The sequence below is a fragment of the Serratia sp. BW106 genome (assembly GCF_002607755.1).
Taxonomy (GTDB): Bacteria; Pseudomonadota; Gammaproteobacteria; order Enterobacterales; family Enterobacteriaceae; genus Serratia; species Serratia proteamaculans.
Map to the genome: position 1 here is coordinate 26,570 of NZ_MCGS01000045.1, position 13,449 is coordinate 40,018.

General features: G+C 57.7%; 12 protein-coding genes and 1 other annotated feature. All 12 genes read right to left on the reverse strand.

The window, feature by feature from the left end; genetic code table 11:
• Window positions 1-35: 35 nt before the first annotated feature.
• A complete protein-coding gene (locus BEI65_RS23730) occupies window positions 36-1,340 on the reverse strand; it encodes an inosine/guanosine kinase (protein WP_099065352.1) in 1,305 nt (434 codons plus the stop codon).
• A gap of 216 nt (window positions 1,341-1,556) precedes the next feature.
• A complete protein-coding gene (hemH, locus tag BEI65_RS23735) occupies window positions 1,557-2,519 on the reverse strand; it encodes a ferrochelatase (protein ID WP_099065353.1) in 963 nt (320 codons plus the stop codon).
• A 146-nt stretch (window positions 2,520-2,665) separates the two neighbouring features.
• Window positions 2,666-3,814 (reverse strand): glycerate kinase, encoded by a 1,149-nt coding sequence (locus tag BEI65_RS23740; protein WP_099065354.1) that lies wholly within the window; start codon window positions 3,812-3,814, stop codon window positions 2,666-2,668.
• A gap of 9 nt (window positions 3,815-3,823) precedes the next feature.
• Window positions 3,824-5,089, reverse strand: coding sequence for a GntP family permease (locus tag BEI65_RS23745; RefSeq protein ID WP_099065355.1), 1,266 nt, complete (start codon window positions 5,087-5,089; stop codon window positions 3,824-3,826).
• 118 nt (window positions 5,090-5,207) lie between these two features.
• The gene (locus tag BEI65_RS23750) at window positions 5,208-6,341 is read right to left on the reverse strand and encodes a sugar diacid recognition domain-containing protein (protein ID WP_099065356.1); all 1,134 of its coding nucleotides are present in this window, start codon (window positions 6,339-6,341) and stop codon (window positions 5,208-5,210) included.
• Between the two features lie 167 nt (window positions 6,342-6,508).
• Window positions 6,509-7,153, reverse strand: coding sequence for an adenylate kinase (gene adk / locus BEI65_RS23755; RefSeq protein WP_099065357.1), 645 nt, complete (start codon window positions 7,151-7,153; stop codon window positions 6,509-6,511).
• Between the two features lie 203 nt (window positions 7,154-7,356).
• Window positions 7,357-9,222, reverse strand: coding sequence for a molecular chaperone HtpG (gene htpG, locus BEI65_RS23760; RefSeq protein WP_198404504.1), 1,866 nt, complete (start codon window positions 9,220-9,222; stop codon window positions 7,357-7,359).
• A 135-nt stretch (window positions 9,223-9,357) separates the two neighbouring features.
• Complete coding sequence (gene recR / locus BEI65_RS23765; protein WP_012005576.1) at window positions 9,358-9,963, reverse strand: recombination mediator RecR; 606 nt, start codon at window positions 9,961-9,963, stop codon at window positions 9,358-9,360.
• Window positions 9,963-10,292 (reverse strand): YbaB/EbfC family nucleoid-associated protein, encoded by a 330-nt coding sequence (locus BEI65_RS23770; RefSeq protein ID WP_012005575.1) that lies wholly within the window; start codon window positions 10,290-10,292, stop codon window positions 9,963-9,965. The genes recR and BEI65_RS23770 overlap by 1 nt, the downstream gene beginning before the upstream one ends.
• Window positions 10,293-10,333: 41 nt before the next feature.
• Complete coding sequence (gene dnaX / locus BEI65_RS23775) at window positions 10,334-12,286, reverse strand: DNA polymerase III subunit gamma/tau (RefSeq protein ID WP_099065359.1); 1,953 nt, start codon at window positions 12,284-12,286, stop codon at window positions 10,334-10,336.
• Window positions 10,937-11,001: a sequence feature (DnaX frameshifting element), on the reverse strand. It overlaps the preceding gene by 65 nt.
• 83 nt (window positions 12,287-12,369) lie before the next feature.
• Window positions 12,370-12,921 carry an adenine phosphoribosyltransferase gene (gene apt / locus BEI65_RS23780; RefSeq protein WP_099065360.1) on the reverse strand — a complete coding sequence of 184 codons (552 nt, stop codon included), beginning with the start codon at window positions 12,919-12,921 and terminating at the stop codon, window positions 12,370-12,372.
• A gap of 114 nt (window positions 12,922-13,035) precedes the next feature.
• The gene (locus tag BEI65_RS23785; protein ID WP_099065361.1) at window positions 13,036-13,416 is read right to left on the reverse strand and encodes a DUF454 family protein; all 381 of its coding nucleotides are present in this window, start codon (window positions 13,414-13,416) and stop codon (window positions 13,036-13,038) included.
• Window positions 13,417-13,449 lie beyond the last annotated feature (33 nt).

Below are 13,449 nucleotides of genomic sequence, written 5' to 3' on the forward strand. Positions count from 1 at the left end.
GTAAAAAAGGTCCGGCTTGCCGGACCTTTTGTTTTTTACCGTTCCCAGTAAGACTCTTCCAGACTGTCTTCCCGTTCCGGCAAGCCGCGCGTCAGGCGCGGTGAATGCTGGTTCAGCACCTGATAGCTGACGCGGTTGGCGTATTTACACACCTGTGCCAGCGAGGAGTAAGTCAGGTAACTGCGAACGTGCTTGCTGGAGTTCGGCACGTTATTACGGTGAAAACCGTTGGCGGCAATATCATGCAGCAGCGCAGATAACGCACCATCACCGGCACCGTTGGTGTTCATGATTTTCTCAGGCCCACCCATGTATGGCGCAATGTGCGAATAGATGCGGAACGGGCTCTCACAGCTTTCACGGCGCATCGCGCGGCTGAACTCGTAACGGTTGAATTCGGCGATATGCCCCGGCAGCAGCGGATGCTGGGTTTCCCGCTTGTTGGACTCTTCGGTGTAACCCGCCATATACAGGCCGTTTGGCCCGGCTGTGCACAGCACCAGATCGACCCATTCCAGCGCCATGTCCGAGGCGGTCAACGGATCGCTCAGCCCGGTCAGTTCCAGCGCTTCATCTTCGTTCATCGCCAGGATCGACACGTGCTGTTTCAGGAAGTCGCGCCACCACTGCGGGTTATCGGCAATCACGTACTTGGTGCCGAGCGTCAGAACCACCGGCACGTCGTGCTTTTTGGCAAACGCGATCGCCTGCATAGTGGCCGCCGGCATCGGTTCCCCTTCCTTGCAACGCACCAGGTAGGACGTCAGTACCAACGCCGAAGCGCCGGCAATCACTTCTTCCGTGACGCTTTCCGGCCGCAGTTGGTTCATCTGTCCCGGGCTGATGGCGAAGGTTCGCTCACCGCTTTCACCGATCAGCGTGAAGCAGCGGCCAATGGCACCGTCAACGGCCTGCAGATAGTTAAGATCGGTACGGCTGGAGGTATTGCACAGGTAGCGGTAGGCGTAGCTGCCAATCTTGATATTGCTGCACATCACGCCGAGCAGTACCGAGCGGTCGTCCGCCAGCACTGAATAGTTGTGCAGGGTATTGCCGATAGTGCCGCCGGCAAACTGATGGGTGATTAAATTTTTGTCGATCAATTCCTGATACAACGCCTCGGCGACGTCATCTTCGATCACCAGGGAATGCCCCAGACTCAGGCCATAGCGCTGGACGAAGCTGTCATCCACTTTTGCTTCGATATCCACCAGCGTCTGGTCAATACCGACGACATAGGAGGTGCTGATTTCATTTTCGGGCTGAGCTTGCTGCAAGAGTGGATCGCGGGCGTTCACCGGAAAATAGTGTTTGGACTTACGTTTACCAGGAAATTTCATTTAATTGGCGGCAGTGGCAGTTAACAGGCAGAGAATGTTAGCACATTCCTGCCCGATTGCTGATGACTGTCACTATACCCGTCATACTTGAAACTGTATTTTTGTTGGCTGCGTCTACTCGCCCTGGTCACATAGTTATCTATGCTCCCAGGCTCTTGCAGACTGGCCGCCTCAATACAACTCCAATTATTTTGGGTATATTTTGCGCTATGAGATTCAGAAGCGCTGCGCCACCAGTTGCTGCATCATATCAATGTGCGCCGGCTCGTCGTTCAGCGCAGAAATGTACTCGAATTTCTCACCGCCGGCCTTAAGGAAGATCTCACGGTTCTGCTCTTTGATCTCTTCCAGCGTTTCCAGGCAGTCCGCCGAAAAGCCGGGGCAGATCAGCTGAATATGTTTAACGCCCTGAGCCGGCAGACCTTTCAGGGTTTCGTCGGTGTAAGGCGTCAGCCAGGGCTCACGGCCAAAGCGCGACTGATAGGTCATCATCACCCGATCCGGCGCCAGCGGTAATGTCGCCGTCAGAGCACGTAACGTGTCTTCACAACGCTGCGGATAATCGTCACCGAGGCGCGCATAGCGCTTGGGGATGCCGTGGAATGACAGCACCAAACGATCCGGCTGACCATGCTCAGCGAACGAATGCTCAACGCTCTGGCGCAGCGCGGCAATGTAGGCCGGGTGCTCAGCATAATCACGGATAAAGCTGACTGACGGCAGACGACGGTAGCCTTTCAGTATGCGAGCCACCCCATCCCACACCGCAGCGCTGGTCGAACAGGAGTATTGCGGATACAGCGGCAACACCACCAGGTTAGTCACCCCTTGTGCCAACAGCTTGTCGATCGCCTCGGCCAGGCTCGGGGAGCCGTAGCTCATACCCAGTTCAACCGGCGTGTTCGGCATGCGTGCGGCCAGTGCGCGCTGCTGACGGCGGCTGTAAACCAGCAACGGTGAACCTTCGTCCATCCATACCGACTGATACAGCTTGGCAACCCGCGGTGAACGGATCGGCAGGATCGCCCCGTTGAGGATCGGCCACCAGATGAGAGGGGCAGTATCCACCACGCGGTCGTCACTAAGAAATTCCTTCAGATAGCGTTTTACCGCCGACGAGGTCGGAGCATCTGGTGTGCCCAGGTTCACCAGCAATACTCCGTGTTTCTCTTGCTTCATCTCAGTTCCCCTTGATTCCTTGCAAGCTAACCCCCCATTCTGGGTCAGGGGATTAACCTCGATTAATGGCGCCTATTGTAACGGAAAAGCGCCTCATCGGAACCGATATCAGCAACAGGTAGTGCCCATGGTAAAAGAGGTTGACCTCAGCCTTGCGCCAGCCGCCAGACCGCCGCCACGTTGCGTGCCGTCACCTCCAGGTTAGTGGCCGCATCCGTCAGTGCCTCTTCCAGCGTGACGACGCGATCGAGCACCGAAAAGGCCGCGTCAATGCCATGCTGGTGCACCACCTGATAATCTTTCGACAGGCTGCCCGCAATGCCGATCACCGGCAGGCCGTAGCGTTTGGCCACCCGTGCCACGCCAATCGGCGTTTTACCGTGGATCGACTGGCTGTCCAGCCGCCCTTCTCCAGTGATCACCAGATCGGCATCACGCAGCGCCTCTTCCAGCCGTAAGGTTTCAATCACGATCTCAATCCCCGGTCGCAAGCGGGCGTTGAGCATGCCGAGCAATGCCGCCCCCATTCCGCCCGCCGCACCGGCACCCGGCGCATTGAGCACCTGACGGCCAGTAGCCTGCTCCAGCAAACGGCCGAAATGGCTCAGTGCCGCATCCAACTGCGTCACCATCTCCGGCGTGGCGCCCTTCTGCGGGCCAAACACCGCCGAGGCACCATGCGGGCCACACAAAGGATTATCCACGTCACAGGCGGCCGTCACGCTCACCTGCTGCAGGCGTGGGTCCACCCCAGAAAGGTCAATTTGCGCCAACCGGGCCAGCGCCGCGCCACCCGGTGCCAGCGGCTGCTGGTTGTCATCCAGCAGCCTGGCGCCCAGCGCCTGCATCATACCGGCACCACCATCGTTGGTAGCGCTGCCGCCGATGCCCAGAATAATCGCCTTCACGCCGCGCTCCAGCGCCGCCAGGATCAATTCACCGGTACCGTAACTGGTGGTAATGCGCGGATCGCGTCGACCATTAGGCGCCAGATGCAGGCCGGAAGCGGCCGCCATCTCAATCACGGCGGTTTCCCCCTCCCCCAGCAAGCCGTAAAAGGCAGATACCGGCTGGCCCAGCGGGCCAGTCACCTCAACGCTGACGATTTCTCCGCCGGTGGCCGCCACCATCGAGTCCACCGTCCCTTCACCGCCGTCCGCCATCGGCAACTTCATATACTGCACCTGCGGGTAAATCTGGCGGAATCCGCGCTCGATGGCCTCGGCCACCTCCATCGCACTCAGGCTCTCTTTAAACGAGTCTGGGGCAATAACCACTTTTTTCAGCGTTTTCATCAGTATTCCTTATCCCGCCAGATTAAATACGCCAAACATCAGCGCCGAGACGGCCGCGATGGTAAAGCCGATCAGGGTTTCATACGGCAATAGCTTCAGCCGTTGATGGACTGCCATATTGACGCTGCCACCGGTAGCGTGGAAGAAGCTGCCGTGTGGCAGGTGATCCAGCACCGTCGCACCGGCATGGATCATCGCCGCACCGGCCAACCCGCTGACGCCCAGCTCCAGCAAGGTACTGCTGAATACCCCGGATGCCACGGCGGTGCCGGCTGTGGTCGAGGCCGTCGCCATCGACATTAGCGCCCCCGAGAGCGGTGCCAGCAGCCAGGCCGGCATCCCGGTGTGGGTCAACCCGTTAATCAATGCGTCCTTCAACGCCGAGTTGGCGATAATACCTGCCAGCGTACCCGTGCCGAGCAGCATAATGGCCACCGGTGCCATGCGGCTCAGGCCAGAAACCATAAATTGATTACACTGGCGAATACGCCCCATCAACAGGGCCCCGACCAGGCCGCCAGCCGGTAATGCAATCAGCGGATCAACTGCGATACCGGCGATCGGTCGCAGCGACAGCAGCACAATGGCAACCAACGGCGCGCTGATCGCCGCCGCAAAACCTGGGCGAGAACCTTCGGCATGCTGAGTCAGTTCCTCTGCCATCACCTTTTCACCCTTGTTACTCAGGCGACGGGCCAGCAGATAGGCCACCACCAACCCACACAGGCCGGGCACGATACCGGCCATCATCACCGAGGTCAGCGGCACATGGAAGTTGTCGGCAGCGGCAATGGTGTTCGGGTTGGGCGACATCACGTTACCGGCCTTGCCGCCGCCGATCATCGCCAACAGGATGGCCCCCCGCGAGATCCCGGCCTTCTGGGCAATGGAGAGTGCGATCGGCGCCACGGTGATCACCGCCACGTCGATAAATACCCCAACCGCCGTCAGGATCAGTGTAGCTATCGCCAGCGCCAGCAGCGCTCGGGTTTCCCCGACCTTGCGGACAATGGTTTCAGCAATGGTGTGTGCCGCGCCGGACTCAATCAACACCCCAGCCAGCACCCCCGCCGCCAGAATGCGCATCACGGCGTTGGTGATGCCCTGAGCGCCGGTGATCATCAGCGTCACGGTCTGTACCAGATCGGCGCCGCCGCATAATCCACCGGCCAGTGCACCGGCAATCATGCCGTAAGCCGGCGGGACCTTGCGTAAAATCAGAACGATAGCGACGACCAATGCCACCAGCGCCCCCAATGTGGATACCGTTGTCATTATTATTTTCCCCGTTGTTGGTGTGGGGAAAACATATCCTGAGCGCCGAACATTAGCGTGAGAGGAAGCCACAAAAACCCGTCGAGTGGTGCGCCGGAAAGTTGTGGTTTTACACAATTCAGTCGTGCATCAGCATGCCGATATACAACTGCAATGCATCAGTTAACTGGTTGATTTTTAATCCTGTAATCGCCTCAATACGCTGCAGGCGGTAACGCAGGGTATTAACGTGGATATGAAGCTCAGTGGCGGTCTGCGTCTGATCACAATTCCGCGAAAAATAGTGCCGCAGGGTACTGCGCAGTACCCCTTTTTCATCATTGGCCTCCAGAGTCTGCCAGGGGCGAGACAGTTCCTGTGCCCGCCAGTCCTCACCCAAATCACACAGCAATGAGGGCAGAGGATAATCTTGATAGAACAGCGTCTTGTGACGCAGTTTCAGCCGCTGCGCCATCGCCTGCGTGGCGCGGGCGGTCAGGTTTGAGCGATGCAGTCCCGCTTCACCACTAAAAAAACCGCCAATAATCAAACGCAGGTTGAAACGAGACTGCAGCTGGCTTTGCAACTGCTGTGCCTGCTTGCGCTCCTGCTTCAAACTCCACTCCCCCTGCACCAGGCTGGCGGGCCGCAGCAGGATCATTTCGTTGAAGCCGGTGATGGTGAGCAACGCTTCGCGCTGGGTGTGTTCCAGCTCCGTCAGCAGTTCACGCAGCAAATGCGGTTGCGGCTCCTGCAACTCCACGATCCAAACAATGCGCGGCAGTTGCAGATCCAGTCCCATATAAGCGGCCATGGCCTCCAGTGAGGCCGATGCCGGCTGCGGCTGCAGCAACTGGTTTGCCAGCTCCTCGCGGTAGCGCTTTTCCCACTGGTTTTGGCTCAGCAGTGCCGCCTGCTCCACCATCAGCTCAGCCGCCATTTTTACCAGCTCGGCATAGGCGCGCACCTGGGTTGGCTCACCGGAAATGCCGATCACCCCTACCTGCTGGCTACGAAAACTGAACGGCAGATTGATACCAGGACGCACGCCCTTCAGGTGCGCAGCGGTGACCGCATCGATTTCCACCACCCGATTTTCGGTCAGCGCCAGTACCGCGCCCTCATGGCGCTGGAACAGCCGTGAGGGGTTGCCGGAGGCGATGATGACGCCATTGCTGTCCATCACGTTGACGGAATGATTGATGATACCCATCGCCCGCTGCACGATCTGGCGCGCGGTGGATTCTGCCAGCAAATTGGTGGGTCTGAACATGAGGATGATCCCCGAGGGTTACATGGGGGCAGTTATACGCCATTTATCGCAGATGATTAAAGCACACGGGCGCAACAAGCCACGGCGATCACAGTTCGGCTGGGAAATGGCGAAAAAAAACGCCAGACCGATAGGGCCTGGCGCTATACACCGCAATGAAAAACCGATCAGCCGAGGATGGTTGCCAGTTCAGCGCTCACTTCGGCCACTTTACGGGTGCCGTCGATTTTACGGTATTGGGTGTTGCCTGCTGCAGCTTCTTTGCTGTAGTAGGAAATCAGTGGTGCCGTCATCTGATGGTATTCCACCAGACGCTTACGCACGGTTTCTTCCTGATCGTCTTTACGAGTCGTCAGTTCTTCACCGGTCGCGTCATCTTTGCCTTCCACCTTCGGCGGATTGAATTTCACGTGATACACGCGGCCAGACGGCGCATGTACGCGACGACCAACGATGCGATCAACGATCAGTTCGTCCGGCACGGCAAATTCCAGCACGTAATCCACGTTGATGCCGGCTTCTTTCATTGCATCAGCCTGTGGAATAGTGCGTGGGAAACCGTCCAGCAGGAAGCCCTTACGGCAGTCTTCCTGAGTGATGCGTTCTTTAACCAGTGCAATAACCAGCTCATCGGTCACCAGCTTGCCGGCGTCCATGATTTCTTTCGCCTGCTTGCCCAGTTCACTGCCGGCCTTCACGGCTGCGCGCAACATATCACCCGTAGAGATTTGCGGAATACCGTATTTCTCCATGATGAATTGAGCCTGAGTACCTTTACCAGCGCCCGGAGCGCCCAGCAGAATGATACGCATTGCGTAAATCCCCTTGCTATGTAGTTTTTATAAAATTGCGAAAACGCTCAACCATACCATTTCAGGGGGGGCTGGCTCAAGGTACGCGAGGAAATCGATTGCGGAGCAGAAGGGACATAAAAGAGGATAAAACATGGAAAATCAGTGAGAAAAGCAAAAAAATACGCCCCCAACCTTTAGGCCAGGGGCGTATAGAGTCACTGTTATGCGGACAACAGCTTATTCATGCGGCGGATAAACTGATTTGGGTCTTCCAGCGTGCCGCGTTCAGCCAGCAGCGCCTGATCCAATAACAGGTCAATCCATTCGGCGAATTGTTCGTTATCGCCCACATCGGATGCGCGTTTGACCAGCGCATGCTCCGGATTCAGTTCGAAAATGTATTGCACGGCCGGCGCTTCCTGGCCCGCAGCGGCAAACAGTTTCGCCATCTGGGTGCTCATTTCATCGGCGTCGGTGATGACGATAGCCGGCGTATCGGTCAGGCGGTGCGTCAGGCGCACGTCCTTCACCCGATCGCCCAGCAGGGTCTTCACGCGGTCAACAAACGGCTCCAGCTGCTTCTCTGCGGCCTTCTGCTCTTCGGTCTCGTCCGCCAGCTTGTCCAGCGCGTCGTCCGCCTTGCTGACCGACTGGAACGGCTTGCCGTCAAACTCGGTCAGGTAGCTCATCATCCATTCGTCGATGCGATCGGAAAGCAGCAACACTTCGATGCCTTTCTTACGGAACAGCTCCAGGTGCGGACTGCTCTTGGCGGCGGCATAGCTGTCGGCAGTGATGTAATAAATCTTCTCCTGCCCTTCCGCCATGCGGCCAACGTACTCTTCCAGCGAGACGGTTTGCGCCGAGCTGTCACTCTGGGTAGAAGCGAAACGCAGCAGCTTGGCAATGGTTTCTTTGTTGTTCGCGTCTTCCGCCGGGCCTTCTTTCAACACCAGGCCGAACTGCTGCCAGAACTTCTGGTAACCTTCCGCGTCGTCTTTGGCCAGTTTTTCCAGCATTTGCAACACACGCTTGGTCAGCGCGCCGCGCAGGTTTTGCGTCACACGGCTGTCCTGCAGAATTTCACGCGAGACGTTCAGCGGCAGATCGTTGGAATCTATCAGGCCGCGTACGAAGCGCAGGTAGTTCGGCATGAACTGCTCAGCGTCGTCCATGATGAACACGCGTTGTACATACAGTTTCAGACCATGCTTGTGATCGCGGTTCCACATATCCCAGGGAGCCTGCGCCGGGATATACAGCAGGCTGGTGTATTCCTGCTTGCCTTCCACCCGGTTGTGGCTCCAGCTCAGCGGATCGGTAAAATCGTGAGCGATGTGCTTGTAGAACTCTTTGTATTCTTCGTCGGTGACGTCGGCCTTGCTACGGGTCCACAGGGCCTGCGCCTTGTTGATTTTTTCCCAGGTAACGGTGCCGTCTTCTTCGTTTTTGCTTTCAATCTCAACCGGCAGTGCGATGTGGTCGGAGTATTTACCGATCACCGAACGCAGACGCCAGGCGTCGAGATATTCATCTTCGCCTTCGCGCAGATGCAGGGTGATTTCAGTACCGCGATCTTCTTTGCTGACATCGGCAATGGTGTAATCGCCTTCGCCGACAGATTCCCAGAACACACCCTGATCGGCGGCTGCACCGGCAGCACGGGTACGCACGGTGACTTTATCCGCCACGATGAACGCGGAGTAGAAGCCCACGCCGAACTGGCCGATCAGTTGGCTGTCTTTGGCCTGATCGGAACCGATAGATTCCAGGAAGGATTTGGTCCCTGATTTCGCGATGGTGCCGAGGTTTTCAATCACTTCTTCACGGCTCATGCCAATGCCGTTGTCAGCAATGGTCAGCGTACGCTGGTCTTTATCGAAGGAAAGACGCACACGCAGCTCGCCGTCGCCTTCATACAGCTCAGGCGTGGACAGCGCGCGGAAACGCAGCTTGTCGGCGGCGTCCGAGGCGTTGGAGATCAACTCGCGCAGGAAAATTTCTTTATTGGAGTACAGCGAATGAATCATCAAATGAAGCAGTTGTTTTACTTCAGACTGGAAACCACGGGTTTCTTGACCTTTCATACTCATTGATTACCTCAAAGATATAGCTACCAAAATCGGACAATGAGGATCAAGTGGGGGTCAGGGTATTGTTTTTCAAGCGACTGGGGGGAATTTTTTTGGAAAGTAACGGGGCCGCGATGGCCCCGCCAAGCATCAGAATTTGATAACGTGGCGACCGGCCAGGGAATGTGACAGCGTGGTGCCGTCAACCATCTCCAACTCACCACCCACCGGCACGCCGTGGGCAATGCGGCTGGCCACTACGCCATACTGACCACACATTTCGGCGATGTAGTTGGCGGTTGCGTCACCTTCCACCGTCGGGTTGGTCGCCAGGATCACTTCGGTAACGCTTTCTTTTTCCAGCCGTTGCTCCAGCCGATCCAAACCGATATCGCCTGGGCCAATGCCGTCCATCGGCGACAGGTGGCCCATCAGCACAAAGTAGCGCCCGGCGAACTGCCCGGTCTGCTCAATGGCGTGAATATCAGCCGGGCTTTCCACCACGCAGATCTGGCCGTTTTGTTGACGGCGCGGATTGGCGCAGATGGTGCAGATATCCTGCTCGGTGAAGGTGCGGCAATCGGCACAGTGGCCGATTTCCGACATGGCGCGGGTCAGCGCCTGCGCCAAACGCATGCCACCGCTGCGATCGCGCTGCAACAGTTGGAATGCCATGCGCTGCGCCGACTTCGGGCCAACGCCCGGCAGGCAACGCAACGCCTCCATCAATGTTTCAAGGAGCGGGCTGGTTTGCATCAGAACGGCATCTTAAAGCCAGGTGGCAGTTGCATGCCATTGGACACAGACGCCATCTTCTCTTTCTGCGTTTCGTCGATGCGACGTGCTGCGTCGTTGATCGCAGCAGCGATCAGATCTTCCAGCATATCTTTATCGTCTTCCATCAGGCTCGGATCGATCTCCACACGACGGCAGTTGTGCGCGCCGTTGATGGTGACTTTCACCAGGCCGGCACCGGATTCGCCAGTCACTTCCAATTTGGCGACTTCTTCCTGCATCTGCTGCATTTTTTCTTGCATTTGCTGGGCTTGCTTCATCAGGTTGCCCAGACCGCCTTTACCAAACATAGTCGTCTCTCGTCGCTAGGGCCGCGCACTTTACGCGGCGTTTAAATGGGGCGAATACTGTCTTCATCCAGATCCGCGTCGAAGAACCGGCGCAGCGTCTGAATATGGGTATCCGCAACGATCGACTGGCGCGCCTGCGCCAGTTTTTCTTCGTAAATGGCTTGTCGCCATTCCAGCGGAGTCCGCTCCGCCGGATTATCGTCTTCCACCACGGTCAACTCAACCGGGCTGCCATACAGCTCGCTGAGCGCCTCGGTCAGCACCTTCTGCGCCGAAGGCGAGTTCAGGTGACGCTGCGACGACCGCAGATGGAGACAAATCTTACCGGGTTCCAGCAGCTGTTTAACCGCGTTTAATGCCAACTGCTGCACCAGTTTCGGTATTTTCAGCTTATCGATTTCCGCCGCCCAGGCATCGCGTTCCAGCGATTCAACCACCAGCTTGGCCGACAGCTCGGGGGTTTTCTCATGCTCGAGCGCGGTACGCTGCGCTTTCGGCGTGGCCAGCGGCTCTGGTTCGGCCACCGGCTCGGTCAGTGCACGCCAGCGATAAGCCTCCGGCTTGGCCGGTTTTTCCTGCACGATCTTTTCCGCCTGGCGCTGCTGGCTGCGCTCAGTCACGGAAGCTAACCGCTCCAGTGCTGAGTTTGCCGGCCGCGCTTTTCCAGGCGCCGCCGGTTCACTCTTTTTTGGTGTGGATGCTCCCTGCTGCCTCAGCAGTTGGGTTCGCGCCTTTAATAATTGCGCGGTGGCATCCGGTAAATTCGCTTGCTGATTGTTCTGCGGCGCAACCTGCCCTAACGGCGGGGGCGCGTCCTGAAACTGTGACGGCTGGGCCGCTTGAGCCTGTGGCTGAGCCATCTGCACTGGCGCGGTTTGCACCATCGCCACCGGCTCCGGGATCACCGCTTTCGGGTGAAACGCCAGCGCGCGCAGCAGAGTCATTTCAACCCCCATGCGGCGATCTGGCGCAAAGGACAGCTCTTTGCGTCCAACCAACAGCGTTTGGTAATAGAGCTGTACGTCAGTCGGCGGCAAGGTACGCGCCAGTTCACGCAGCCGTTGTTCAATGGCGGCGTAATGATTGTCCAACACCGACGGCAGCAGTTGCACCATCGCAATCCGGTGTAGCAACGCCAGCGTCTCGACCAGTAGATTTTCCCAGTCGACACCGCGCGAAGCGGCCTGCGCAACCTGCGCCATCACCTTTTCGCCATCGGCACTGACCAGCGCTTCGAGGATCGCCAACGGCTGTTCGTCGTCAAGCGTGCCAAGCATTTGGCTGACGGTGGCGGTAGTCACCTGCCCCTGGCCCATGGCAATCGCCTGGTCAGTAAGGCTCAGTGCGTCACGCATGCTGCCATCGGCGGCTCGCGCCAATAGCTGCAACGCTCGCTGATCGCTGGTGATCTGTTCCGCCTGCAGCACCGTTTCCAGTTGGCCACGGATCTGATCGACGTCCAGCGCCTTGAGATGAAATTGCAGACAGCGTGACAGAATGGTCACCGGCAGCTTTTGCGGATCGGTGGTTGCCAGCAGGAATTTGACGTGCGAAGGCGGCTCTTCCAGCGTTTTCAACAGCGCATTAAAGCTGTGACGCGAAAGCATGTGCACTTCGTCAATCAGGTAAACCTTGAAGCGGCCGCGGGCGGGAGCGTACTGGACGTTATCCAGCAAATCGCGGGTATCTTCCACCTTGGTTCTGGACGCGGCGTCGATCTCGATCAGATCGACAAAACGTCCCTGCTCAATCTCGCGGCAGTTGTCACATTGACCGCACGGTGTGGCGGTGATGCCGGTTTCACAGTTCAGGCCTTTGGCCAGCAGGCGCGCAATGGTGGTTTTACCCACGCCACGCGTGCCCGAGAACAGATAGGCGTGATGGATCCGCCCCAGCGAGAGGCCGTTAGCCAGTGCAGTCAGGACATGTTCCTGTCCGACAACATCTGCAAACGTTTGAGGGCGCCACTTACGGGCAAGAACCTGATAGCTCATTAATACCGGAAAAGTCGAGTAATCTGGAGGGTCATGCTAACACAGCCCCGCGGCGATCCGCGAGGCCGTTGTGGTAATGCAGATCAGTGGCCGGAGAAGTTGACCAGGCTGTAGCATTCAATACCCAGGGTGTTTAAACGCGCTTCACCGCCGAGATCCGGCAGGTTGATTATAAAGGCGGCGTCGGTGACTTCACCGCCCAGACGGCGGATCAGTTTTGCGGTGGCTTCGATGGTGCCGCCGGTAGCCAGCAGATCGTCCACCACCAGCACTTTATCGCCGGCGCTGATAGCATCGGTATGGATTTCCAGTCGGTCGGTGCCGTATTCCAGCTCATAGCTTTCGCTGAGGGTTTCACGCGGCAGCTTGCCCGGTTTACGTACCGGTACAAAGCCCACGCCCAGTGCCAACGCAACCGGAGCGCCAAACAGGAAGCCGCGCGCTTCGGTGCCAACCACTTTGGTGACGCCCGCTTCACGGAAGCGCTCAACCAGTAATTCAATGCTGGCGGCATAGGCCAGCGGGTTTTCCAGCAGGCTGGTGACGTCACGGAACAGTATGCCCGGCTTAGGGTAATCCGGGATGGTTTTGATACTGTCTTTAATAAACTGAAGCTGCTGCGCAGTAGCGGTCATAATTGTTGCCTGATAAAACTGCCTGATGACTTGCGCACAGGTCGTCTGCAACCCGCGCACGAAAACGCTCAAATTTATGCAAACTGGCGGACAAATGCAACCGGCGGTGTGCGATCAACGCTGTTTTTGTTGCGACAGGTCAACAACCGGCAGACGCAACATAAAGATCAGCAGAATGGCCAGCATAGCTAACAGTAAGCCGCGCACCCACCAGATTTTCACCAACCACAGAGAAACCGCAAACGTCAGCACAATCATCAACACCGCCTTCCATTTGGCCCCAGGCGGTAATGCCCGGTGCTGTTGCCAGTGGCGCAGATAGGAGCCAAACCAGGAGCGGTACAGCAGCCAGGCATGGAATCGCGGCGATGAACGGGCAAAGCACCAGCCGGCCAACAGCAGAAACGGCGTGGTGGGCAGCAGGGGCAATACCACGCCCAGCGTCGCCAGCACCACCGCTAACCAACCGAGGATTATCAATAACCAACGCGTCATGCGAGTCCTTGTCCATCAACCTGTCTGCCGTCA